Genomic DNA, 23,519 nt, shown 5'->3' on the forward strand with positions numbered 1-23,519 from the left:
TGAAGGAAGCGGTCGAGAAGAAGGCCGACAAGTGACCGCACGCATCGGTGTCGTCACCTTCCCCGGCACGCTCGACGACCGCGACGCGCTGCGCGCCGTAGAGGTCTGCGGCATGACGCCGGTGCCGCTGTGGCACGCCAACGACACGATCGACCACGTCGACGCGGTGATCCTGCCGGGTGGCTTCTCCTACGGCGACTACCTGCGCTGCGGCGCCATCGCCCGGTTCTCGCCGGTCATGGCCGACATCATCCGTCGCGCCGAGCAGGGCATGCCCGTCCTCGGCATCTGCAACGGCTTCCAGGTGCTGTGCGAGGCTCACTTGTTGCCCGGCGCGCTGATCCGCAACGACGTCCGCACCTTCGTGTGCCGCGATCAGGGCCTGCGCGTGGAGACCAACGACACCGTGTGGACCAACCGCTTCGACGACGGTGACGAGATCACGATCGTGCTGAAGAACGGCGAGGGCAACTTCCAGGCCGACGCTGAGACCGTCAAGCGCCTCGAGGGCGAGAACCAGGTCGTGTTCCGCTACATCGGCGGCAACCCCAACGGCTCGATCAACGACATCGCCGGCATCACCAACGAGCGCGGCAACGTGGTGGGCCTCATGCCCCACCCGGAGCACAACGTGGAGGAGCTCGTCGGTCCCACGCTCGACGGGCGCCGCATCTTCGGCTCGGTCGAGCGTTTCCTGGCCGCGGTCGCCGGCTGACGCGTACGCCGGGTCGCGGTCACGCACCGCGACCAAACCGAGACCTTTCGGCGGAACCGGGGGATCGTCGCCGCACTCCACCGGGGCGAGACCAATGACAAGGATCCGCCCATGCCACCACTCGCCGCCTGTCGGGACGACGACGTGACGACAGAGCCGACCGACCACGACCTGTGGGAGGGCCTGCGTGACGCCGTCGAGGCCGACTTCGCGACGCTGTTCCGCCGCCACCACAAGCCGTCTACAACCACGCGTTCCGCGCCACCGCGTCGTGGTCGCAGGCCGAGCCCCACGGCGACGCCCACCCCCGAGCCGACCTTCACCCGCGAGCGCCTCCGCGCCCACGTGTTCCCGCCCGCGTCGGCGACGGGCCCCGCCGTCATGCAGGTGGAGGGCCCGGCCGCCCGCGCCATCGGCGGCATCGTCATCGACACCACGACCGACCAGTGGGTCGGTGAGCTGAACGGACACATCGGCTCCGGCGGCATCGGCACCCTCCAGTTCGCCGCGCCCGCGGGCGGCTGGAAGGCCGGGCACAGCTACTACTTCCAGGCGTTCACGCCCGACGGCTCCACCAACGCCGCACGCGGCGGGTTCGAGGTCCGCGCCGGTGTCCAGGGCCCGGCCCCGACGCCGGCCCCGACCCCGATCCCGACCCCGGCGACGAGGCGGCCCGCCCGGTCGTGACGGTGCGTACGCCGACGTGCTCCGGCGAGGCGGCCACCGTGCAGGTCACGGGAGCGACGCCCGGCGCGCAGGTCGAGATCGTCCTGCTGACCGGCGCCACCAGCATCCGTGAGACGCGCTCCGCCGTCGCCGACGCGAACGGCACGGCGTCCGTCGGCTTCGCCGCCCCCGGCCAGGGCCAGGGCTGGCGCGACGGTCAGGGCTACACGGTCACCGCGAGCGGCAGCAGCGCCTCGTTCACCTTCCGGGGTGGGGCGTGCGAGGGGTCGCGCGACAACTCCGACCGGTCGCTGCGCATCGAGGTGCCCACCTGCACCACGCAGCCGGCCCGCGCCAGCGTGGAGACCGGCGGTGCGTGGGCCGAGTTCGGCTGGACGCCCGCGGGCACGAGCGTCATCACGCGACAGCTCCAGCAGGGCGGCGACCCCGCGACCCGCGTCGACACCTTCCTGCCGCAGGGCGGGTTCGTCCCCGGCGCCACCTACCACCTGACCGTGACGTCCCCGGCCGGAGACTGGTCGGGCGTGTTCGTGGCCCCGACCGCGGCGTGTGCCGCCGGTGCTGCACCTGCGGCGCAGTCCGGCCCCAAGGTCCAGGCGCCGGCCCAGGCGCCGAAGTCGGATCGCGGGGGCCTGGCGCGCACCGGACGCTGACCTGTCCTTCCGCTCTCCGAGCGAGCGCCAGTCCTTCCGCTCTCCGAGCGAGCGCCAGCGAGACGAGGAGCCCGGCACCGTGTGGCGAAAGCGAGCCGTGCCGCTGCGTACGCGATAGATTGACGCCGTGGCCGACACCGTTGACAACGCCAAGAAGACCCCCGACGTCGAGCAGCCCTGGAAGGACCTCGGGCTGAAGCAGGACGAGTACGCGCGGATCCGCGAGATCCTCGGCCGCCGCCCGACGTCGGCCGAGCTCGCGATGTATTCGGTGATGTGGTCGGAGCACTGCTCCTACAAGTCGTCGAAGGTCCACCTGAAGAAGTTCGGCGTGCTCGACCAGACGACGCCGCGCGGCCCGCTGCTGGCCGGCATCGGTGAGAACGCGGGCGTGGTCGACATCGGCCACGGCTACGCGGTCACGTTCAAGGCCGAGTCCCACAATCACCCGTCCTACGTCGAGCCCTACCAGGGCGCGGCGACCGGCGTGGGCGGCATCGTCCGCGACATCCTCGCCATGGGCGCCCGCCCCATCGGCGTCATGGATCCGCTGCGCTTCGGCCCGCTCGGGGCCGACGACACGCGCCGCGTGATGCCGGGCATCGTCGCGGGCGTGGGCGGCTACGGCAACTGCCTCGGCCTGCCCAACATCGGCGGCGAGGTGTTCTTCGACAAGACATACGCCGGCAACCCGCTCGTCAACGCCCTGTGCGTCGGCGTGCTGCGCCACGAGGACCTCCACCTGGCCCACGCCTCCGGAGCGGGCAACAAGGTCATCCTCTACGGCGCGGCGACCGGCGGTGACGGCATCGGCGGCGTCTCGGTGCTCGCGTCCGAGACGTTCGACGCCGACGGTCCCGCGAAGCGTCCGAGCGTCCAGGTCGGCGACCCGTTCATGGAGAAGCTGCTCATCGAGTGCACGCTCGAGCTGTTCGAGGCCAAGGTCATCTCCGGCATCCAGGACCTTGGCGGCGCCGGCCTGTCGTGCGCCACGTCGGAGCTGGCGTCGGCCGGTGACGGCGGCATGCACGTCGAGCTCGACACGGTGCCGCTGCGCGACTCCACGCTCTCGCCCGAGGAGATCCTCATGAGCGAGTCGCAGGAGCGCATGATGGCTGTCGTCGAGCCGCAGCACGTCGAGAAGTTCATGGAGATCTGCCGAAAGTGGGACGTGCTGGCCACGGTCGTCGGCGAGGTCACCGACGGCGACCGCCTGACGATCACCTGGCACGGCGACACCATCGTCGATGTCCCGCCGCGTACGGTCGCCCACGACGGCCCGGTCTACGAGCGTCCGTACGCCCGTCCCGACGGCATCGACCGCGTCCAGGCCGACTCGGCCAACGCGCTGCGCCGTGACAACGAGGGTGACGCCATCACCAAGACCATGATCAAGATGGTGGCCTCCCCGAACCTGTGCGACAAAGCTTGGGTCACCGACCAGTACGACCGCTACGTCCGCGGTGCCTCGGTGCTTGCCCAGCCCGAGGACGCCGGCATGCTGCGGATCGACACCGACACCAATCTCGGCGTCGCGCTGTCGACCGACTGCAACAGCCGCATGGCCTACCTCGACCCCCGCCAGGGTGCGAAGATCGCGCTCGCGGAGGCGTACCGGAACGTCGCGACCGCCGGTGCCCAGCCCGTCGCGGTCACCGACTGCCTCAACTTCGGCTCGCCCGAGGACCCGGCCTGCATGTGGCAGTTCGTCGAGGCCGTGGAGGGTCTCGTCGAGGGCTGCCAGGAGCTCGGTACGCCGGTGACCGGCGGCAACGTCTCGTTCTACAACCAGACCGGTGACGTGACGATCCTGCCGACGCCGACCGTCGGCGTCCTCGGTGTGATCGACGACGTGGCGCGGCGTACGCCGATGGCCTTCGCGAACGAGGGCGACGAGATCTGGCTCATCGGCGAGACGCGCGAGGAGCTCTCGGGCTCGGCCTGGGCCGAGGTCGTCCATGATCATCTCGGTGGCATGCCGCCGTCGCTCGACCTCGATCATGAGCGCCGACTCGCCGACTACCTCGTGTGGGCGGCATCGGAGGGGCTCCTGCGCTCGGCCCACGACCTCGCCGACGGCGGTCTCGCCCAGGCGTTGTTCGAGTCGTGTGTACGCAGGGGCCTCGGCGCGCTGGTCGAGATCGAGGGCGACCCGACCGTCGCCCTCTGGTCGGAGTCGACCGGCCGTGTGCTGGTGTCGGTCGCGCCGGAGCAGTCGGCCCGGTTCCAGGAGTCGGCACAGGGCTCGCTCGCGCGCCTGCCGATCCGTCGTCTCGGGACCGTCCGCGACTCGGGGCGCCTCGACATCGAGGGTCTGTGCGGCTGGTCGCTCGACGAGCTCCGCGAGGCGTGGACCGCCACGATCCCGGCGGCGATGGGACGCTGAGCCCGGTACCTGCGGCACCCGCCGTACCCGTCCTCCGGGCGAGGCCGCCTGTAGTCCCGCTCTCCGAGCAAGGCCGTCTGCGGCTGGGACGAGGAGCTCGCCTGCGTTGACCTGGCCGCAGCAGGGCAACACGAGAAGCGGGGCATGTCGAGCTCCTCGGTGTCAGCGGTGGACGTTCCCTGTCTCGTCTTCAGCGGACTGGTCGCGGCCGTCCGGGTGCCTAGGTCTCTCAATCCGCGTGGTTTGGTGAATCTGGGCCGTGGGCATCGGACGGGGCCCGCCCCCCTGAACTCAACGCTAGAGAAGCTGGCTGGAGCTGTAGACGTGGACGGGGTGTCCAGCCGCCTCTTGGGTGACTTGGCTCATCGTCATTCCGCAGTGCTCCGCCACCGCTGAGAAGCCAGGTTATCGGGACAATGATCGCCGTCACGGCGGTTGCTCCCACCTCGGTCAAGCCGTGAGCCACACGGGCTCTGGCCGCTTCGGTGGCCTAGCCTTGCCGCTGGTACCTGGGCAGGACGTGGTAGCCGACCTCGATCATCTGCTGGCCGTCAACGGTCCGCACGGTCAGGCCGCAATTACTAACGAACTCGCCGGTGGCCCGATCCTCAAGGACCCACAGGCCGAAGCCGTGCTTGGTGTAGTTGCTCTTCATTCAGTCGATCCAGCGCCGCACCTGGTCGCGTGACTTGGGGTGGGGGTAGTGCTCCATCACTTTGGGGTCACCGAGGAGCTGGCACATGGCGTCGATGTCGTGCTCGGTTATGCAGCGAAAACGCAGGCGGAGGGGCCGCCCACACGACGGTGGTGCAACGGGATCGCCGGGCGAGCGTCGCGGCGCGTGGACATGACCGCGCCCAGCTCGCGACACCTGCGAGGCCCTCTCGATTCGAGAGAAGATGCGGCCGTGGCACCCCGCAGGCCAACGGTGGGGTCGAGCGCTTCCACCGCGCAATGGCCGACGGGTGGGCTACGCCCGCTGCTGCACCCGTGAGCAGGAATGCCGAGACCACGGAGGAGCCCAAGCCCGCGACCACCAAGCCCACTGTTCTCCGAGCGAGGCCGCCCACGGCCGAGACGAGCAGCCAGCCCGCCCGCAATCCTTCCCGACCACGTACACGGATCAGGAATTGTCAGTACCGATCCCTACGATTAGAACATCAGTACACATCCGGAAAGGAGAGGGCGCATGTGCGATGCCCCCGTCGCCACGACCCTGCAATCCCTACCCGACAGGCCTGCTCTGATCGGCGGGCTCCGCGACACCGCCGAACGCATCCGGCAGGCAGAGATCGACCAGCTGCTCCTGATCGCCGCCTGCGCCCAGGCCTACTCCTGGATCGACGAGTACGCCGACCACGACGCCGACGCCCGCGTCCTCCACGGCGAACGCCTGTTACCGGTCGGGGCTGACGGGACCCCCGATGTGGCCGAGTTCCTGGTGTTGGAGGTCGGGCCGGCGTTGGGGGTCAGCCCGGCTGCGGCATCCCAGCAGATCACCGACGTGCTGAACCTGCAGCACCGTCACCCGCGCCTGTGGGCGCACGTGATCGCCGGACACGTCCGGTTCGCTGCCGCGAGGAAGGTCGCGCAGACCGTCGCCGCGCGCGGCCTCCCGCAGGCGCAGGCGCTGCGGGTCGACGAGCGGTTGGCGCCGTGGGCGCCGGGCTGGGGCACCACCAAGATGGTCAACCAGGCCGAACGCCTGTGTGCGGTCATCGACCCCGAAGGCGAGGAACACCGCCGCCAGCGGGCGCTCGACGAACGCTACGTCAACACCCAACCCGCAGGAGGCGGGGTCATCGAGCTGTCCGCACGGCTCGACGGCCCAGCCGGACTCCGACTCGAGGCCACCATCACCGAACTCGCCGGCATCCTCGCCGACCAGCCCGACCCACTCCCCACTACAGAGCAGAACGCTCTGGTGGCGTGGCCCGCCGGAGCCGACCGCAGCCCCCGTGCCCGAGCCCTTGAGCTCCTCGGCACCCCCGCCAAAGCCGCAGCCCTCCTCGCCGCAGGTCGTACCGCCGCAGGCACAGACCACAGCGGCACGCAGCACACCGGCCCGGGCCGCACCGACCGCATCGGCCCGGACGGCACGGACTGCGCCGGCGTCACCCCGGCCACCTCCAACACAATCCACACCACTGCCGGAACTGGGACGGCGGGTGACATGGTGCTGCAGCTGGAGGTGCGGGTCCGGCCCGACGAGACCGCCCGCGGTGCCGGCGGAGAGGTCACCGGCTTGGGTGTGGTCGCACGCTCCCAGCTCGACCAGCTCCTCGCAGACGCGTCGAAGGTCATCGTGCGCCCAGTCGTGGACCTCAACGCCGATCACCAGACCTCCGGCTACGCCCCGACACCGGCACAGCGTTGGGAGGTGCTGGCACGGGAACAAGTGGTGGCGTTCCCGTTCGCGACCAGGAGTTCCCGGTCAAGGTTTGCGGATCTGGATCATGTGGTGCCGTGGCCGGTGGGGCAGACCGCGACGCACAACCTGATCCCGCTCGACCCTCGGGCGCACCGGGCCAAGACCCACGGCCGGTTCCGCGTCGAACCCGTCCGACCCGGCGTGGTCAAGTGGACCACCCCCACCGGGCAGACCTACTGGGTGTCCCCGCATGGCACCTTCACCGACGACCCGGCCGTCGAACGCAAGCTCGACCCCAACGGTGTCCGACGACGCACGCGCGCGGCGACACGCCAAGCAGCCCGACTCGCGCGAGACAACGCGCGGGCCGCACTCGAAGCCGATGCCCGACAGGCCGCCGCCAGACTCCTCGAACGAGCACCCGAACTCATCCCCCTCGACCCCGCCCTCCACCGACCCGCGGCAGGTAACCAGGCCGCCTGAACTGGACGGGGGGCCCGACCGACTGAACTGGACGGAGGGCCAGACCGCCTGAACTGCAGGATGTCGCGGCCCCGAGGGGCACGGCTGGTTCCCACAAGTAGTTTGCTCACCCGCCGCCGCTGCCGCTCCGGAGCGACCTCGCTGCGCTGAGCCGTCACCCTAAGGGTGGACGGCCCTTCAGCGTGCCCGAAAGGCGATGGAGTCGGGCGGGCCGTGAGCGGCTGTCGAGGAGGGCTGGTCAGGGCTGAGCGGTTCAGGGTTGAGTGGCTCATTGGGCGCCTCAGGGGTTGAGCGGCACGGTGTTTGAGTGCCTCAGGGTCGAGATGCTTGAGCTGAGGGGTCGGGGACGGGTCGCTCGGATGAGCCACCTTGTCCCGGCCTCCATCCATGTGACGGGCTCCATCTGGTCCGGCTCACCAGGCCGCACAACTCCGGTGCACCGCTCCTCGTCACCGTCCAGGGCGGTACGCCGGGCAACGTGAAGGTCGCCGTCACCAAGGCCGACGGCAAGGGCAACGAGTCGTTCGAGTCGAACGGCACGATCGCCGCCAACGGCAAAGGCTCGGTCAGGGTGACCGGGTCGCAGGGGGAGTGGGAGCCGCTGAAGCGCCACCGCGTCTCGGTGATCAACAACGGCAAGACCGTGACCGAGACCTTCCTTACCCCGGCCAGCTGAGCGGCGACCCGGCGTGGGCCGGCGGACAAGGATGCGTCGAAGGCCCGTCGTCCCCCCGTCCGGGGTCTGGCACGACCCCGTGTCCGCCTAGCTCTGTGTTCAGAGCGCCGCTGCACCCCGCGCGCCGCAGACACCAGGAGCCATCATGCCCATCGCTCGCCCGTTGGCCTTCGCCTCGCCGTCACCGCCGTGCTCGCCTGCGGCGTCGTCCCGGCGCTCGCAGCGCCCACGCCCACCCCCGGCGCCACGCGTCCGGCCGCGTCCGCCAAGGCCTCCATCAAGATCTCGTCGGCCAACTCGCAGACCGATCCTTTCGTCTTCACGGTCACGGGGCTCACCGCCGGCCAGCAGGTCGAGGCGTCTGTGGGTCGTCGCGACGACGCCCAGGCCGAGACGACTTCCGTCAACGCAGGCCGACGCCTCCGGCAAGGCCGGCCGCGGGGTCCGTCGGTCGGTGGGGCGGGGATAGGGTCGGATGCATGTCCGAGATCGCTGCCGCCGTTGACCGTGTCCTGCCGTCCGTCCGCGAGACCCTCGCCGAGCTCATCGCCATCCCGTCGATCAGCTCCGACCCTGAACGCGCCGACGACGTACGCCGCAGCGCCGACTTCGTCGCCCAGCAGCTGCGCGACGTCGGCTGCCCCGACGTCGAGGTCGTCACGGAGGGTGGCCATCCTGCGGTCATCGGCCGGTTCCCGGCGCCGGAGGGCAGGCCGACGGTCACCCTGTACGCCCACCACGACGTCCAGCCGACCGGCGACGAGGCGAAATGGACCACCGGCCCATTCGAGGCCACGGAGCGCGGCGACCGCCTGTACGCGCGGGGAGCCGCCGACGACAAGGGCGGCATCGGCGTACACCTTGCCGCGCTGCGCGCGTTCGACGGGAAGCCGCCGGTCGGCGTGACCGTCTTCGTCGAGGGCGAGGAGGAGATCGGTTCGCCGTCGCTGGGGCGCATCTTCGAACAGCACGGCCACAAGCTCGCCTGCGACGTTTTCGTCATCGCCGACTCCGGCAACTGGGAGGTCGGCAAGCCGGCCTTCACGTCCACGCTGCGCGGCATGGCCGACATCACCGTCGAGGTGGCGACGCTCGACCACGCGCTCCACTCCGGCCAGTACGGCGGCCTCGTGCCCGACGCCATGCTCGCGCTGGTGCGCACGCTCGACTCCCTGTGGGACGAACGTGGCAACGTCGCCGTCGAGGGTCTCGTCCGCGGCGCCGGCCCCGACCTCGACTACCCGCAGGACCGCCTGCGCGCCGAGACCGGCGTGCTCGACGGCGCCGAGTTCATCGGCGACGACTCCGCCGTCTCGCGCATGTGGACCAAGCCGTCGGTCACGATCATCGGCGTCGACACCACGCCCGTCGCGAAGGCCTCGAACACGCTCATCCCGTCGGCGCGCGCCAAGCTCAGCCTGCGCATCGGCCCCGGCGACGACCCCGTACGCGCCCAGGAGGCCGTCGCCCGCCACCTCGAGGCCCACGCCCCATTCGGTGCGAGGATCACCGTCACCGGCGGCGACTACGGTCACCCGTGCGAGATCCCGTTCGAAGGGCCGTACGCCGAGGCGGCACAGGCCGCTTACACCGAGGGCTTCGGCGTCGAGCCCGTACGCATCGGCATGGGCGGCTCGATCCCGCTCACGCAGGAGTTCATGCAGCTCCACCCGGACGCGATGGTGCTGGTCACGGCCGTCGTCGACCCCGACTCGCGCATGCACGGCATCGACGAGTCGCTCCACCTGGGCGACTTCGCGAAGGCGTGCCGCGCCGAGGCGCTGTTCCTGAAGGAGCTCGCCGACCGTGCCTGACGGCTCCCCGGACGGCCGCCACGGGGACGAGGGGGAGTCCTCCTCGTCCCGGCCCCGCCCGCCCGGGGACGCCTACGCCCGGCCACGGTTCGAGGGCTGGATCGAGCGCCAGGTCCGCGAGGCGATCGAGCGCGGCGAGTTCGACGACCTGCCCGGCATGGGCAAGCCGCTGACCCACCTCGACGACCGCGACGAGAACTGGTGGATCCGTCGCAAGCTCGAGCGCGAGGGCATCAGTCCGCCGCTGCCGTCGGGCCTGCAGCTGCGCAAGGAGCGCGAGGAGATGCAGTCCACGCTCGCCGACATCGCCTCCGAGCAGCAGGCACGCGAAGTCGTCGAGGACTTCAACGCCCGCGTACGCGACTCGATCCTGCGCGGCACCGAGGGCCCGCGGGTGTTCGTCCGCACGCTGAACGTCGACGAGACGATCGCCGAGTGGAGGCGGCGTCGCGGCTGAGGCACTCCGGGGCGCGCGCGGGAGCGTGGGCAGGCGCTTCGGGGTAGGCTGAGCGGGTGCTTCGCCCGGATGGTCTTCTGACCCACGAGATCGATCCCCACGACCGTGGCCCCCAGGACGCGTGCGGCGTCTTCGGAGTGTGGGCCCCCGACGAGGAGGTCGCGAAGCTCACCTACTACGGCCTGTACGCGCTGCAGCACCGCGGCCAGGAGTCCGCCGGCATCGCGGTCAGCAACGGTTCCCAGATCATGGTCTTCAAGGACATGGGCCTGGTCTCGCAGGTGTTCGACGAGCCGACGCTGAACTCGCTGACCGGCCACCTCGCGATCGGCCACGCGCGCTACTCGACAACGGGTGCCAGCGTCTGGCACAACGCCCAGCCGACGTTCCGCTCGACGCCGAACGGCGGGCTGGCGCTGGGCCACAACGGCAACCTGACCAACACCGACGAGCTCGAGGCCTGCCTGGCCGAGCGCAACGACGGCGAGCCCGTGCCCCACAAGGAGCGCATGGACTCCACCAACGACACGTCGATCGTCACCGCGCTGCTGGCGACCTACGACTGCCCGCTGGAGGAGGCCGCGCTCGAGGTCCTGCCGCGGCTCAGGGGTGCGTTCTGCCTGGTCTGGATGGACGAGCGCACGCTGTACGCGGCCCGCGACCCCCAGGGCATCCGCCCGTTGGCCCTGGGCCGGCTGGAGCACGGCTGGGTCGTCGCGTCCGAGACCGCCGCCCTCGACATCGTGGGTGCGACGTTCGTCCGCGATGTCGAGCCGGGCGAGATGATCGTGATCGACGAGGACGGCCTGCGCTCGACCCGGTTCGCCGAGGCCGCGCCGAAGGGCTGCCTGTTCGAGTACGTCTACCTCTCCCGCCCCGACACGCTCCTGGAGGGCCGCCGCGTCCACAACGTGCGCGTCAAGATCGGCAAGCTGCTGGCGCAGGAGCAGCCGGCCGAGGCCGACCTCGTCATCCCCACCCCCGAGTCCGGCATCCCCGCCGCGATCGGATACGCCGACCAGTCCGGCATCCCATACGGACTGGGCCTGGTCCGCAACGCCTACGTGGGGCGTACGTTCATCCAGCCCTCGCAGACGATCCGCCAGCTCGGCATCCGCCTGAAGCTCAACCCGCTGAAGGACGTCGTGGCTGGCAAGCGCCTGGTCGTCGTCGACGACACGATCGTGCGCGGCAACACCCAGCGCCAGGTCGTCGCCATGCTGCGCCAGGCGGGCGCCAAGGAGGTCCACGTACGCATCTCCGCGCCGCCGGTGGAGTGGCCGTGCTTCTACGGCATCGACTTCGCCACGCGCGCCGAGCTGCTCGCGCCGGGCATGAGCGTCGACGAGATGTGCACCGCCATCGGCGCCGACTCGCTCGGGTTCATCTCGCTCGAGGGCCTCGTCCAGACCACCCACCGACCGATCGACGAGCTCTGCCGGGCCTGCTTCGACGGCGTCTACCCCGTACCGGTCCCGCCCGCCAACCGCGGCGAGTCCCAGCCCACCTTGGAGGATGAGGATGACTGAGCAGCAGAGCGCGTACGCGAAGGCCGGCGTCGACATCGAGGCGGGTGACCGCGCCGTCGAGCTGATGAAGGCGTCGGTCCAGAGGTCCTACCGGCCCGAGGTCCTCGGTGGCCTGGGCGGCTTCGCGGGCTTCTTCGACGCCTCGGCGCTGGCCCGCTATGAGCACCCCGTGTTGGCCACGTCGACCGACGGTGTCGGCACGAAGGTGGCCATCGCGCAGGCCATGGACCGCCACGACACCATCGGCTACGACCTGATCGGCATGCTCGTCGACGACCTCGTCGTCTGTGGCGCCGAGCCGCTGTTCGTGACCGACTACATCGCGTGCGGCAAGCTCCACCCCGAGCGGATCGCCGCCTTGGTGAGGGGCATCGCCGACGCCTGCATCGAGGCCGGCTGCTCGCTGCTCGGCGGCGAGACGGCGGAGCATCCGGGGCTGCTCGGCCCCGACGAGTACGACGTCGCCGGTGCCACGACCGGTGTGGTCGAGAAGTCGAAGATCCTCGGCGCCGACCTGATCCGTCCCGGCGACGTGGCGATCGCCATGGCGTCGTCGGGCCTCCACTCCAACGGCTACTCGCTGGTGCGTCACGTCTTGCTCAACGAGGCCGGCTGGGCGCTCGACCGCGACGTGCCCGAACTGGGTGGCGCGCTCGGCGAGACGCTGCTCACGCCCACCAAGGTGTACGCCAAGGACTGCCTCGCGCTCATCGAGGCCGTCGAGGTCCATGCCATGAGCCACATCACCGGCGGCGGCCTCGCCAACAACCTCGCCCGCGTGCTCCCCGAGTCGGTGTCGGTCCGCATCGACCGTGCCACCTGGACCCCGGAGCCGGTCTTCGGGCTCGTCCAGCAGGTCGGGGACGTGCCGCAGGCCGACATCGAGGCGACGCTGAACATGGGCGTCGGCATGATCGCGCTCGTCCCCGCCGACTTCGCCGACGACGCCGTCCGCGTGCTGGACGCCCGTGGCGTACGCGCGTGGCACGCCGGTGAGGTCCTCGACACGCCCGGTGGCACCGTCGAGATGGTCGGCGACCACCCGCGTGCCTGAGGCCCGGGCAGGTCTGGGGTGGCGGACCACCGCTTGGTGAACACCGGTTCATTGGGTAGCCTATGCCCCACGACATCAACCATCATTAGACCGCGGCTCTGACCAGCGGCAAACGAGTGCGAGGGGGTCGACCCATATGGGGCGCGGCCGTGCAAAGGCGAAGCAGACCAAGGTCGCTCGCGAATTGAAGTACCAGTCCTTCGACATGGACCTGACGGCGCTCGAGCGTGAGCTCAAGGGGTCCTCGAGCGACCAGGTCGAAGAGGACACGTACGAAGTCCCTGAGGCGTACGCCGATCTCGCGGAGCGTTACGACTCCGACGACGACGGCTACGACGGTTACGGAGACCTCCGCAAGACCAGCTGACGCAGGACGCCGGCGACCACGGTCACCGGCGTCTCTCTGCGTCCTCACTCCTCGATGGTTCATCGAGGTGCTCGGCGTGCCGCTCAGTGGGCGAGCGCGCTGCGGACCTTGTCGATCCGGTCCACGTACGCCCTGCGCTGCTCGTCCGTGACCCGGGGGCCCGACTCCGGGTGGGCGACGAGGCGGTGACGCGCGACCAGCCCGAGGGCTTCGAGCCGGATCTCCTGAGTTACCGACGCGTCTTCGGCGACCTCCAGGCCGCGGTCCAGCCAGCCGAGCGCCGTCTCGTCGAACAGGTAGTGCCACAGCGGCTGCTGCGGGTCCCAGACCGAGACGAGTGCATCAGTGATGCGATGGAGGGGAACACCTGCCTGCCCGGCGATCGGTGCCACGTCGGCGGGCCGGCAGCCATCGGCGGCGGCGCGCACCAGCATCCACGTCCGCAGCGTGTCCTGCTCGGGCTCGGCCAGGTGCAGCCGCAGCAGCTCGTCCGCGCCCTCCGGTGACGGGGCGGCGACATGCAGCAGGGGCCTGAGGCCCGCGATCCACGCCGGCCTGTCCTGCGCCCACCACGCGTCGAGTTTGTCGGTGAGCGGGTGGTCGAGCTCGCGGGCCATGGCCGTCAGCGTGACCATCGGGTGACGCCAGTCGTAGTAGGTCGTCCTGTGGTTCTTCGCCAGCTCCTTCTTCCAGCGCTTGGCCAGCGCGTCGACGGCCCGCGCGGTGCCTGCGCCGTGGGCGTACAGCACCTCCAGGCAGAACGAGACGCCCTCGACGGGGATGGAGGGGTCCTCGAGCTGTTCGACCAGCCAGGCGGCGTGTGGGGCATCGAGCGTGCGGTAGCGACCCATCTCGCTGCTGAGGTGGCCGGCATACCCGGTCAGGTCCGGACCCACCACGGGGTGCGGCTGCGAGTCGTACGCGGCCAGGCACTCCTTCGCCATCTCGCCCAGCTCGTCGTCTCGCGTGGCGGTGACCCGGGCGTTGTGCACCTCCTGCCGGGCCCAGTCGGCGGCGGCGTCGCGCACGTCGCGGGGGAGGGCGGAGTGGGTGGTGATGCGCAGGTGCGGGAACCAGGCGGTCTCGTCGCGCTGGGCCCAGGCCTCGTCGGCGAGGATCGCACCCAGCCCGTGGACGATGCAGCGACAGCGCTGCTTGGTCAGCCGGTGGGCTCCGCCGAGCCGATCGACCAGCGCGAGCGTGGCCGCGAAGGGATCGACCCCGTGCAGGGCGGCGTACGCGTCCAGCCAGGGACGCAGGTCCAGGTCGTCGTCGGAGAGCACGTGTCGCGTGAGGAGGTCGAGAACCACCTCGCTCGGACGCCGGGCGAGCACGTGGTCGGCTTCCGGACCGATCCGCTCGGCGAGTTCGAGGGCCCGGGGTGCGTCGACGTGCAGAAGATTGATCATGGTCTCGGGCCACGCCGGCCACCCGCGCAGGTCGTCGGCGTACGCCTGGGTCCACCGGTTCACCAGCGGGGTCAGCTCGGCTGCCGTGAACAGCGAGCGGCGGGCGAGGTGGTCGACGATCGGTGCCTGGTCGGCCAGCCCGCGCAACGCCAGGGCCTCCTTGAGCCAGGTGACCTCCTCGGGTGTGGGGTCGGCGTACTCGAACAGCGGCGTGGTGCGGTCCAGCGGCTCGTCGAGGCGGTCGAGGACCCTGCGCACGGAGGTCTGGTCGGCGGGGTCGGGGGTGCCGTCAGCGCGCCGGGCCCCGACCTTGTCGAGCACGAACGCGTGGCCCTCGCCCTCGCCGGTGACCTGAAACCCCTCGGGCCCGTCACCGAGTGCGGCTAGCACGTTCTCGTACTCACCGCCCCAGTGCAGGTAGAGCTTGTCGATCATGGTCCCGTCCCTGTCGAACGCCCGTTCGTGGGACTGCCAGTGCCAGCCCGCGTACGCGAGGTCCTCCGGCACCTCCTCCGCCGAGTCCTCGTGGAGCTCGCCCTGGGTGTAGCGGCTGCGCGTGGGCGCCGAGAGCGGGACGAACGTGTCTGTGGGGAGGGTCTTCCACCACGCCTTGATCCTCTTGAGGTCGCTGTCGGGGCCCCGCCGTCCGGCGGACTTCCTTGCGGCCTTCGCCGGTGCGACCGGGGCGGCCGCGGCGCCGTCGACCTGCGCGTACCCCTTCTTGGTCTTGGCGGCGATCTGCTTGATGGCGGAGGTGCGGGCGGCGTCGGCGGTGGCCTCGTGGGCGACCTTGGTCTGGCCGTCGGTGCCGATCCTGCCCCAGCGGGTGGTGACGGTGGCGCCCTCGACGGTGATCTCCCAGAACTTGGCGCGGGTGCCGTCGACGAGCTCGAGTCGCGTCGTGTCTGCCATGGGTTCACTGTGCCAAGCGGCGGGTTCGCCCCCGTCGCGGCACAATGGGGGGATGCAGCAGTGGCGACCTGATGTCCTGGACGGGTTCGAGGCCCGCGATATCCCCCTCCCGAACGCGATGCGGGCCCTGGGCGAGGAGGGCGACGACCTGCGGGCCACGCTCGTGCGCCCGGTCCGGCAGGCCGGGACGCGCCGGGCGGTGCTCTACGTGCACGGCTGGAGCGACTACTTCTTCCAGTCCCACCTGTCGGACTTCTGGGTGGGCGAGGGCTGGGACTTCCATGCGATCGACCTGCGCCGCTACGGCCGGTCGTGGCGCGAGGGCCAGTACATGGGGTTCGTCACCGACCTCGCCGAGTACTGGACCGAGCTGGACGCCGCGTACGACCTGATCGCCGCCGACCACGACGAGGTCGTGGTCATGGGTCACTCGACCGGCGGGCTCATCGCCGCGCTGTGGGCGGACCAGACCGACCGCGAGCTGGCCGCGCTCGTGCTGAACTCACCCTGGCTCGACCTGCAGGGTTCCCCGCTGCTGCGGGCGATCGGCGCGCCGATCATCAGCGCGCTGGGCGGGCAGCGGCCCACCACCGTCATCCCGCTCACCGACACCGGCTTCTACGCCCGCTCGCTGCAGGCCTCGCAGGAGGGGGAGTGGACCTACGACGAGCGCTGGAAGTCGACCCCCGACATGATGATCCGCGCCGGCTGGCTGCGCGCGGTGCTCCGCGGCCACCAGACCGTCGCCGCAGGGCTGACCATCGACTGCCCGGTGCTGGTGATGGCCTCTGGCCACTCCTACTTCTCGCGGCGCTGGTCGGATGCGGTGATGTCGTCCGACATCGTCCTCGACGTGGACCAGATCGCCGCGCGCGCGGTGAAGCTCGGCCCGCTGGTCACGATGGCCCGCTTCGAGGGAGGCCTGCACGACCTCGTGCTGTCGCGCCCCGAGGTCCGCGAGAAGGTCTTCGCGACCACCGCGCGCTGGACGCGCGGCTTCGTCGGCTGACGAGTGCTCCGTCGGTCGAGTCGCCGCCATATCCGGGAACGAGAGCTGCCGCGGACCAGGCGGTCCGCGGCAGCGTCATCGGTCCGCGACGCTGCAGACCGGGAAGCTCCGGGAGGGGCGGCTCCCGAGGCCATGATCAGGGGACGATAGGTGGTTGATAGGTGAAGGTCGCACCCAGCAGCCACACCAAGAGAAGCACCACCGGCGTGTGGATCAGGAACTGCAGGAACGTGAACCCCACGAGGTCACGCGCGCGCAGCTTCAGGATCGCCAGCAGCGGCAGCATGAAGAACGGGTTGATCAGGTTCGGCAGGGCCTCGGCCATGTTGTAGATCTGCACGGTCCAGCCAAGGTTGTACTCGAGGTCGTTGGCGGCCTTCATGACGTAGGGCGCCTCCACGAGCCACTTGCCGCCGCCCGAGGGCACCAGCAGGCCGAGGAAGGCCGTGTAGACCGCCAGAGCGATGGCGAAGCCGCCGCCGTGGCCGAACGTGGTGAAGATCGTGGCGAGGCGGTCGGCGACCGTGTGGCCCTCGAAGCCCTTGACCTTGGTCAGCATGGCGGCCATGGCCGCGTACAGCGGGAACTGGATGAGGATGCCCGCGGCGGCGGGGATGGCGTTGTTGACGGCCATGAGGAAGCGGCGCGGGGTGCCGTGCAGGCACAGGCCGAGGATCATGAAGACCATCAGGTAGCCGTTGAGGTTCGACAGCACCGTCACGACCGGCTTGGTCGAGAACTGATAGATCACCCAGCCGAGCGTCAGGATGCCCAGGCCGATCGGCAGGATCGCGTTGTACTCGAACCACTCGGCCGGGCGCGACCGCGGCTCCGGTTCGGCGACCTCGTCGGTGGTGTCGATGCCCATGTCCTCGGCGGTGCGAACGGCGGCACCCTTCGGTGACGACGCGTACGCCACGACCACCGTCAGCGCGATCAGGACGACCGCCGAGACCATCGACTGCCAGGTGAAGATCGTCTTGCCGAAGTCGAGAACGCCGGTGATGGGCAGCAGGGCGGCCGGGATCGAGGTCTTCGTGGCCTGCAGCTGGGCGGCCGACGACGACAGGCCCAGTGCCCAGACGGCGCCCAGGCCCATCAGTGAGGCCGCGCCGAGGGCGCGGTAGTCGACCTGGAGCTCCTTGCGGCGTGCGACGGCACGGGCCAGCAGGCCGCCCATGATGAGCGACAGGCCCCAGTTGAGCAGGGAGACGACCAGTGCGATGAACGCGACCCAGGCGATGGCACCGCGGGGCGTCTTCGGCATGTGGGCCAGCGCCTCGATGAGGCGCGTGGCGGGCGGCGAGGTGGCGACGACATAGCCGGTCACGACGACCATGGCCATCTGGAGGGTGAACGCCGTCAGGTCCCAGAACCCGTCGCCGAACGTCTTGACGGTCTGGACCGGGCTGCCGCCGTTGAGCAGCACCAGAATCGCGACGAGGACGGTGCCGAACGCGGCGAACACGAACGCGTCGGGGAACCACTTCTCGGTGAACCGTGCGAGGGTCTGGGCGACGGCGGCGAGGCCGGTCTCCTTCTCGTGCGCCTCGGCGGGGGGCGTGCTGGACATCCACACTCCTTCGTGACTCGGTCGCGCGCGTGCGCGACGAGGGAGAAATCTAGGGAGGCCGAGGAATGCGGCGCGAGACCCTGTCCGGGGTCGATGCGCGACTGTGACGTTACCCCCGAGTAGGGGGGTCCTGAGATCTGCTTGGCACACGTTGCGACAATGGAGCCATGGATCGTTCGCATGTCGTCATCGTCGGCGCTGGCTTCGCGGGCCTCGCGGCCGCGCGCAACCTCGTTCAGGACGGCTTCCAGGTGACTCTGGTCGACCGTCACCCCTACACGACCTTCCAGCCGCTGCTGTACCAGGTCGCCACCGGCGGGCTCAACCCCGGCGACGTGACCTACTCGCTGCGCTCGTTGAGCGCCCAGCACCGCTCCCGCATGCGGTTCCGCCGCGCCAGCGTCACCGGCATCGACCCCGAGAACCGGCAGGTGCTCGTCGACCAGGGCGACCCCATCGCGTACGACCACCTCGTGCTCTCCCAAGGCGTCGGCGCCAACTTCTTCGGCATCCCCGGCGCCGCCGAGTACGCCCGTTCGATCTACACCCGTGCCGAGGCGCTCGAGGTCCGCGACGTGATCTTCGGCGAGCTCGAGAAGCTCACCACGGCCGACTCGAAGCAGCGACTCGTCACGCTCGTGGTCGGCGGCGGCGCGACCGGAGTCGAGATGGCCGGCGCGCTCGCCGAGATGAAGTCGATCGGGCTGCCCATCGCGTACCCCGAGATCAACCCCGCCCGCGTCGAGGTGATCCTCGTCGAGATGGGCCCGACGCTCCTCGCGCCGTTCGACGAGTCGCTGCGCGACTACACACTGCGTCAGCTCCAGCAGCGCGGCGTGGATGTCCGGCTCAACACCGCCATCGAGGAGGTGCGCGCCGGCGAGGTCACGTTCGCCGATGGCACCACCCAGCAGGCCGACCTCGTCGTCTGGGCCGCCGGTGTCGGCGGCCACGAGGGCGTGAAGAAGTGGGACGTCCCGCAGGGCCGGGGTGGTCGCATCGTCGTCGACGAATCCCTGCGTGTGAAGGGCATGGAGCGCGTGTACGCCGCCGGCGACGCCGCGCTCATCGAGTCGAACCCGCTGCCCCAGCTCGCCCAGCCCGCCATGCAGATGGGCGCCCACGTCGCGCGGACCATCCGTGCGGTCGAGGACGGGGAGCAGCCCTCGACCTTCGTCTACACCGACAAGGGCACCATGGCGACCATCGGCCGCAGCTCCGCGGTCGTCCAGCTGAAAGACGGGCCGAGGTTCACCGGCTTTCCCGCCTGGGCCATGTGGGTGACGCTCCACCTGTACTTCCTGCTCGGTGGCCGCAACCGCATCCAGGCGATGATCAACCTCGGCTCGCGCTACCTGCTCTACCCGCGCAACGCGCATGCGATCGTCGGCGACCTCGAGGACGCGCCCCGCGAGCTCAAGTAGCCGCGCTCAGCCCGCGTAGCGGCGCGCGGCCGCTACGGCCCGATGTCCGTAGCCGCCGTTGAACAGCGCGGCGTGGACCAGCAGCGGGTGGACCTGGTGCAGGTCTACCAGGTCGCGCCAGCCGTCGGGCAGGTCGGGCGCTGCCTCGGCGTACGCGGCGAACGTCCGCTTCAGGTGCGGGTTGCCGAACAGTGCCAGCATTGCGAGGTCGCTGACCCGGTGGCCGCCGTGCGCGGCCGGGTCGATGAGCGTCCAGCCGTCGGCCGAGGTGAGCACGTTGCCCGCCCACAGGTCCCCGTGGAGCCGCGCCGGGGCCGAGGCGTCGTCGAGGTCCCCGGACGACAGGCGCTCGCACAGCCGCTCGACGACGGCCAGCCCGGCGTCGTCCAGCCCGCCCGAGCGGTGGGCGAGCCGTGCGTACGGCATGAGGCGGGACGTCGCGAAGAACTCGCCCCACCGCTCGGCGGGGTCGTTGCGCTGCTCGAGCGTGCCCAGGAAGGCCACCTCGACCGGTCCCGCGCCCCACGCGTCCGCGCCCGCGGAGTGGAGGGCGGCGAGCTCGCGACCGAACCGCTCGGCATCGGCCGCGGTGGGAGAGACGCTCGCCACGCGTTCGAGGGTCAGGTGGTCGTCGCCGACCTCGAGGACGCGGGCGACCTTCACCGCGCCGGGCTCGGCGAGCCAGTCCAAAGAGGCGGCCTCGGCCCGGAAGTAGGCGGGAGGCATCGACGGATCACGCTTGATGTGGGTGGCCATCGAACGAAAATACCCTCCCGGACGAGCCGGGAGGGCGGTGGTGGCCAGGGCCGGGTTCGAACCGGCGACCTTTCACTTTTCAGGCGAACGCTGCTACCAGCTGAGCTACCTGGCCGTGTTATTGCAAAAGCGGCGATGCATTCGCATCACCGCTCTCGCGACCCCGACGGGACTCGAACCCGCGACCTCCGCCGTGACAGGGCGGCGCGCTAACCAACTGCGCTACGGGGCCTGGAACCGGAGATCCGGGCCCTTGCTGACTTGCGCCAGCCCGAGAACTGTAGCGCAACGCGACGGACGTGCAAAATCCGACTCGGCGGCGCCTCGGGCGACCCCTCGTCCAGTGGATCGGGTCAGGGCTCCGACGCTCCCGCCGGGGCGGTGGACGGTGTTCTCGCCCATGTGTCGCCGACGCCCGTGCTGGTATCCCCTACGGGATTCGAACCCGCGCTGCCGCCTTGAAAGGGCGGTGTCCTAGGCCGCTAGACGAAGGGGACCTGTGACGCCCGCCCATCATAGGGCTCAGCGTGGCGGCGCCCCAACTCACGTGCGACGGACGACGGGGATGCCGCCGGTCTCGGCCTCGGCGACACCGCGTACGCCTCCCTCGTCGTCGGCGGTCACCGCGGGCGGCTCCAGGGCCTTCTGCCGGCCCCACGGGCGCTGGGCGACGGCGGCAACCACCGCGAGCAGCGCCGTGGCGAACGGCAGCATGCCGGCCGAGACCTTCTGGATGGGGCTGTAGCTGTACTCGACGCGGTTGCCGCCGCCCAGGTGGAGGTGGAACTGGAACGTCGCCCAGCCCAGGACGAACAGCGTCACCATCGCCACGGACTCCGGGAGGTCGTGACGCGTACGCGCGGCCCGACCCTCGCCCGGGACGTTCACCGAGTCGTCGAGATGGGGAGCCACCACCGCGAGGGCCGCCGGCACGAGCCAGATGTAGTAGTAGTTCCACGCGACCGGCGACAGGTAGATCGTCGCGATCCCGCACAGCGCCGAGCCGAACCACTCGTGGCCAGCCCGGTACCAGCGCAGGGACGCGACGAACGCGACCAGGCCCACGGCGTACGAGATGAGCGTGGCGGTGCTGTGGGCCTCGGGTGTGTAACCGGTGAAGCGCTGCAGGGCGCTCACCAACGACATGTAGTGCAGCAGCGGGCCCTCGATGGCGTCGTTGAGCCGCCCCTCGAGCACCATCTTCGCGAACTGCAGGCCGCGGCTGGGCATGGCCAGCACGCCGATGGTGCTCAGGACGGCCGTGGTGGCCAGCGCGGTGAACGCGGCCCGGTAGCGGCGGGTGAGGAGCATGTGGATGATGAACAGGCCCGGCAGGATCTTGATCGAGGTCGCGATGCCTGTGAGGACGCCCTGGGGCAGCAGTCGCTCCCGGTTGGCCCACGAGAACGGCAGGAAACGCTTGAGCGCGCCCGATCCGGGCACCGTGTCGAGGAACACCATGGCGATGATCAGGCCGTGGATGTTGCCCATGCGGAGGTCATCGCCGAGGACCTGGATGATCAGGAACGCGCCGCCCGTGGCGAACGGCACCTGCCAGCCGCGGAACCCGGCCCGGTAGAACAGCAGCGAGAACGCCAGCGCGTTCAGCAGCTGCAGCGCCATCGCGCTCGCGTCGCGGAAGCCCAGCCCCATCGGCAGGGTGAACAGCGCGGCGAACGGCGGGTAGAGGAACGGCCAGCCGTCCTGGTCGTAGAAGTCGCGGCCGTTGAGCCAGTCGCGGCCCGTGCGCGCGTACACCTCGAAGTCGGGCATCGCGCCGTGCCAGGGGAAGAGGGAGGACTTCGGGCCGAGGAAGGACGCCGCCACCCACAGGGCCACCAGCCACGGCAGCGCCGAGAGGACGCCGCGGACGAAGAACTGCTCGGCGCGCGTGCCGCCGAAGGACCTGCCGGGCGGGAGGCGGATCACGTCGACGGCCGCCACCACGACCGTCAGGGCCAGCATGACGGGCACGAAGTTGGCGACGAGGTTGTCGACGGCGTTCAGCTCGAAGGGTGCCGTGTGCCAGTTGCGGATCGCGCGCCACGGCTGGGCCATGCCCCAGCCGAACGCCAGCAGGCCGACCACCCGCGTCGCCACGGGCACCCGGCCGCGCAGGAGGGCGGCGACGCCGAGCACGGTCCACACGTGGTTCTGTGACCACGTCAGCGTCTGGGCGAGCAGCGGGCTCGTGCCGGCCAGCGCGATTGCCAGCAGCAGCTGCCCCCTGCGGGCCAGCACATACGCCGTCGCCAGGCCCACCAGGGCCAGCAGCACCAGTCCGGCACGCAACGCGTACGCCGGCTGGACCTCGAACCAGCGGTAGTAGGCCGCCAGGGGTGACTGGTTGGCCACCGCCGTCGCGGACGCCTTCGTCAGCTGGAAGCGCGCGGGGAAGACCTGGGTGAAGTAGGTGACGGTGTTGCGGGGCGACAGCACGGCCGCCGCGACCGTCAGCAGCAGGAACCCGGCGCCCGCGACCACCGCCGGCCGCCGGTGACGGGCGGCCCACAGCAGCGCGGCGAACGGCAGCAGCATCGGGTCCCAGGCCGCGGCGACGGCGGTCGGGGCCCCGCGTACGCGTTCGGCCCACAGCCGCCAGCGGCGCGTCTCGTCCGGCCCCGCGCAGGGGATCGCCAGGTCGAAGGTGACCATCAGCATCAGCAGGACGCGCGCATCGCCCAGCGAGACGAGGGTGCGGGTGACCTCGAGGTTGACCAGGGCGGCGGCCAGGAAGCCCGCGCGCCAGTCGCGCACGCCGAGAAGGCGGCACAGGCCCCACAGGCCCACCGCGTGCAGGACCGTCCACAGGATGGCCGAGTACAGCGGGACGACCGAGCTCGGACCGGCGATGAGCACGCCGGCCCACGCGGCGAACGGCGACTCGAGGAAGGCCTCGATGCGCGGTGGCTTCGTGTACGCGGGGGCGTCGCGGATGATGCGTCCCGCCGCGTACGCGAGGGTCCGCATGCGCGACAGGGCGGGGTCCCACGGGGTGAAGCTACGGCGCAGGGCGATGACCCAAGCGGTGCCGAGCAGGGCCATCGCCAGGCCGGCGAACGTCCCCACGTGCCCCAGCAGGGGATGGCGTGGGCTCTTCGACGCGACCGCCCAAAGCGGTCCCAGGCGGTCCATGGCGGACTCGACGAGTACGCCGGCGCGAGCGCCGAGAGCCCTCATGCCGTCCATCCGGCCATCGTGTCACGCCCGCGGCCGAAGGTGGGAACCACGCCCGGCCATCCGA

General features: G+C 70.7%; 19 protein-coding genes and 3 tRNA genes. 13 read left to right on the forward strand and 9 right to left on the reverse strand.

Annotated features, from left to right (window positions below; genetic code table 11):
- The first annotated feature begins 31 nt into the window (after positions 1-31).
- The 4 genes from purQ to purL all read left to right on the forward strand — a co-directional run bounded on the left by purQ (position 32) and on the right by purL (position 4,441).
- Entirely contained in the window at positions 32-715 is a 684-nt protein-coding gene (gene purQ / locus ACYVGD_RS04065; protein WP_460741705.1) for a phosphoribosylformylglycinamidine synthase subunit PurQ, read from the forward strand.
- Between the two features lie 111 nt (positions 716-826).
- On the forward strand, positions 827-1,402 hold the full coding sequence (locus ACYVGD_RS04070) for a hypothetical protein (RefSeq protein ID WP_460741706.1): 576 nt from the start codon (positions 827-829) through the stop codon (positions 1,400-1,402).
- Between the two features lie 38 nt (positions 1,403-1,440).
- A complete protein-coding gene (locus tag ACYVGD_RS04075) occupies positions 1,441-2,055 on the forward strand; it encodes a hypothetical protein (RefSeq protein WP_460741707.1) in 615 nt (204 codons plus the stop codon).
- A 127-nt stretch (positions 2,056-2,182) separates the two neighbouring features.
- A complete protein-coding gene (gene purL, locus ACYVGD_RS04080; protein WP_460741708.1) occupies positions 2,183-4,441 on the forward strand; it encodes a phosphoribosylformylglycinamidine synthase subunit PurL in 2,259 nt (752 codons plus the stop codon).
- 490 nt (positions 4,442-4,931) lie between these two features.
- Here purL and ACYVGD_RS04085 read toward each other — a convergent pair whose 3' ends face one another.
- Both ACYVGD_RS04085 and ACYVGD_RS04090 read right to left on the reverse strand, forming a co-directional pair.
- Positions 4,932-5,096, reverse strand: coding sequence for a GNAT family N-acetyltransferase (locus ACYVGD_RS04085; protein ID WP_460741709.1), 165 nt, complete (start codon positions 5,094-5,096; stop codon positions 4,932-4,934).
- Positions 5,097-5,312 carry a GNAT family N-acetyltransferase gene (locus ACYVGD_RS04090; protein WP_460741710.1) on the reverse strand — a complete coding sequence of 72 codons (216 nt, stop codon included), beginning with the start codon at positions 5,310-5,312 and terminating at the stop codon, positions 5,097-5,099.
- A gap of 318 nt (positions 5,313-5,630) precedes the next feature.
- Between ACYVGD_RS04090 and ACYVGD_RS04095 the strand changes: the two genes are divergently transcribed.
- From ACYVGD_RS04095 to ACYVGD_RS04125, 7 genes are all read left to right on the forward strand, one after another.
- Entirely contained in the window at positions 5,631-7,295 is a 1,665-nt protein-coding gene (locus ACYVGD_RS04095; RefSeq protein ID WP_460741711.1) for an HNH endonuclease signature motif containing protein, read from the forward strand.
- A gap of 478 nt (positions 7,296-7,773) precedes the next feature.
- Entirely contained in the window at positions 7,774-7,971 is a 198-nt protein-coding gene (locus ACYVGD_RS04100; protein WP_460741712.1) for a hypothetical protein, read from the forward strand.
- Positions 7,972-8,450: 479 nt separating this feature from the next.
- Positions 8,451-9,785 (forward strand): M20/M25/M40 family metallo-hydrolase, encoded by a 1,335-nt coding sequence (locus ACYVGD_RS04105; protein WP_460741713.1) that lies wholly within the window; start codon positions 8,451-8,453, stop codon positions 9,783-9,785.
- Entirely contained in the window at positions 9,778-10,242 is a 465-nt protein-coding gene (locus ACYVGD_RS04110; RefSeq protein ID WP_460741714.1) for a DnaJ family domain-containing protein, read from the forward strand. Before ACYVGD_RS04105 ends, ACYVGD_RS04110 begins: the two co-directional genes overlap by 8 nt.
- Positions 10,243-10,298: 56 nt before the next feature.
- Complete coding sequence (gene purF, locus ACYVGD_RS04115) at positions 10,299-11,771, forward strand: amidophosphoribosyltransferase (protein ID WP_460741715.1); 1,473 nt, start codon at positions 10,299-10,301, stop codon at positions 11,769-11,771.
- Positions 11,764-12,825 (forward strand): phosphoribosylformylglycinamidine cyclo-ligase, encoded by a 1,062-nt coding sequence (gene purM, locus ACYVGD_RS04120; protein WP_460741716.1) that lies wholly within the window; start codon positions 11,764-11,766, stop codon positions 12,823-12,825. The genes purF and purM overlap by 8 nt, the downstream gene beginning before the upstream one ends.
- A gap of 136 nt (positions 12,826-12,961) precedes the next feature.
- On the forward strand, positions 12,962-13,192 hold the full coding sequence (locus ACYVGD_RS04125) for a DUF3073 domain-containing protein (protein WP_460741717.1): 231 nt from the start codon (positions 12,962-12,964) through the stop codon (positions 13,190-13,192).
- 83 nt (positions 13,193-13,275) lie between these two features.
- Here the strand turns inward: ACYVGD_RS04125 and ACYVGD_RS04130 are convergent, their stop codons facing one another.
- Positions 13,276-15,513, reverse strand: a complete 2,238-nt coding sequence (locus ACYVGD_RS04130) for a WGR domain-containing protein (protein ID WP_460741718.1) — start codon at positions 15,511-15,513, stop codon at positions 13,276-13,278.
- Positions 15,514-15,565: 52 nt separating this feature from the next.
- Here ACYVGD_RS04130 and ACYVGD_RS04135 point away from each other — a divergent pair, with 52 nt between their 5' ends.
- On the forward strand, positions 15,566-16,522 hold the full coding sequence (locus ACYVGD_RS04135; RefSeq protein WP_460741719.1) for an alpha/beta hydrolase: 957 nt from the start codon (positions 15,566-15,568) through the stop codon (positions 16,520-16,522).
- A gap of 136 nt (positions 16,523-16,658) precedes the next feature.
- On the opposite strand, the gene ACYVGD_RS04140 is transcribed toward ACYVGD_RS04135, so the two are convergent.
- Positions 16,659-18,095, reverse strand: a complete 1,437-nt coding sequence (locus tag ACYVGD_RS04140) for a short-chain fatty acid transporter (RefSeq protein ID WP_460741720.1) — start codon at positions 18,093-18,095, stop codon at positions 16,659-16,661.
- A 167-nt stretch (positions 18,096-18,262) separates the two neighbouring features.
- Between ACYVGD_RS04140 and ACYVGD_RS04145 the strand changes: the two genes are divergently transcribed.
- The gene (locus tag ACYVGD_RS04145) at positions 18,263-19,519 is read left to right on the forward strand and encodes an NAD(P)/FAD-dependent oxidoreductase (RefSeq protein WP_460741721.1); all 1,257 of its coding nucleotides are present in this window, start codon (positions 18,263-18,265) and stop codon (positions 19,517-19,519) included.
- A gap of 6 nt (positions 19,520-19,525) precedes the next feature.
- Here the strand turns inward: ACYVGD_RS04145 and ACYVGD_RS04150 are convergent, their stop codons facing one another.
- The 5 genes from ACYVGD_RS04150 to ACYVGD_RS04170 all read right to left on the reverse strand — a co-directional run bounded on the left by ACYVGD_RS04150 (position 19,526) and on the right by ACYVGD_RS04170 (position 23,464).
- Positions 19,526-20,275, reverse strand: coding sequence for a fructosamine kinase family protein (locus ACYVGD_RS04150; RefSeq protein WP_460741722.1), 750 nt, complete (start codon positions 20,273-20,275; stop codon positions 19,526-19,528).
- A 38-nt stretch (positions 20,276-20,313) separates the two neighbouring features.
- Positions 20,314-20,390 (reverse strand) — tRNA-Phe (locus ACYVGD_RS04155).
- A gap of 43 nt (positions 20,391-20,433) precedes the next feature.
- Positions 20,434-20,507, reverse strand: a tRNA-Asp gene (locus ACYVGD_RS04160).
- 189 nt (positions 20,508-20,696) lie between these two features.
- Positions 20,697-20,772: transfer RNA gene (locus tag ACYVGD_RS04165), tRNA-Glu, on the reverse strand.
- Positions 20,773-20,818: 46 nt separating this feature from the next.
- A complete protein-coding gene (locus ACYVGD_RS04170) occupies positions 20,819-23,464 on the reverse strand; it encodes a glycosyltransferase family 87 protein (protein WP_460741723.1) in 2,646 nt (881 codons plus the stop codon).
- Positions 23,465-23,519 lie beyond the last annotated feature (55 nt).

It is taken from the genome of Mariniluteicoccus endophyticus (assembly GCF_054780035.1).

Bases quoted from the DNA above. Each gene is read 5' to 3' on its own strand.
- ACYVGD_RS04070 (WP_460741706.1), top strand. From the start codon at position 827: ATGCCACCACTCGCCGCCTGTCGGGACGACGACGTGACGACAGAGCCG.
- ACYVGD_RS04085 (WP_460741709.1), bottom strand. From the start codon at position 5,096: ATGAAGAGCAACTACACCAAGCACGGCTTCGGCCTGTGGGTCCTTGAG.
- ACYVGD_RS04095 (WP_460741711.1), top strand. From the start codon at position 5,631: ATGTGCGATGCCCCCGTCGCCACGACCCTGCAATCCCTACCCGACAGG.
- ACYVGD_RS04105 (WP_460741713.1), top strand. From the start codon at position 8,451: ATGTCCGAGATCGCTGCCGCCGTTGACCGTGTCCTGCCGTCCGTCCGC.
- purM (WP_460741716.1), top strand. From the start codon at position 11,764: ATGACTGAGCAGCAGAGCGCGTACGCGAAGGCCGGCGTCGACATCGAG.
- ACYVGD_RS04125 (WP_460741717.1), top strand. From the start codon at position 12,962: ATGGGGCGCGGCCGTGCAAAGGCGAAGCAGACCAAGGTCGCTCGCGAA.
- ACYVGD_RS04130 (WP_460741718.1), bottom strand. From the start codon at position 15,513: ATGGCAGACACGACGCGACTCGAGCTCGTCGACGGCACCCGCGCCAAG.
- ACYVGD_RS04135 (WP_460741719.1), top strand. From the start codon at position 15,566: ATGCAGCAGTGGCGACCTGATGTCCTGGACGGGTTCGAGGCCCGCGAT.
- ACYVGD_RS04140 (WP_460741720.1), bottom strand. From the start codon at position 18,095: ATGTCCAGCACGCCCCCCGCCGAGGCGCACGAGAAGGAGACCGGCCTC.
- ACYVGD_RS04145 (WP_460741721.1), top strand. From the start codon at position 18,263: ATGGATCGTTCGCATGTCGTCATCGTCGGCGCTGGCTTCGCGGGCCTC.
- ACYVGD_RS04150 (WP_460741722.1), bottom strand. From the start codon at position 20,275: ATGGCCACCCACATCAAGCGTGATCCGTCGATGCCTCCCGCCTACTTC.
- ACYVGD_RS04170 (WP_460741723.1), bottom strand. From the start codon at position 23,464: ATGGACGGCATGAGGGCTCTCGGCGCTCGCGCCGGCGTACTCGTCGAG.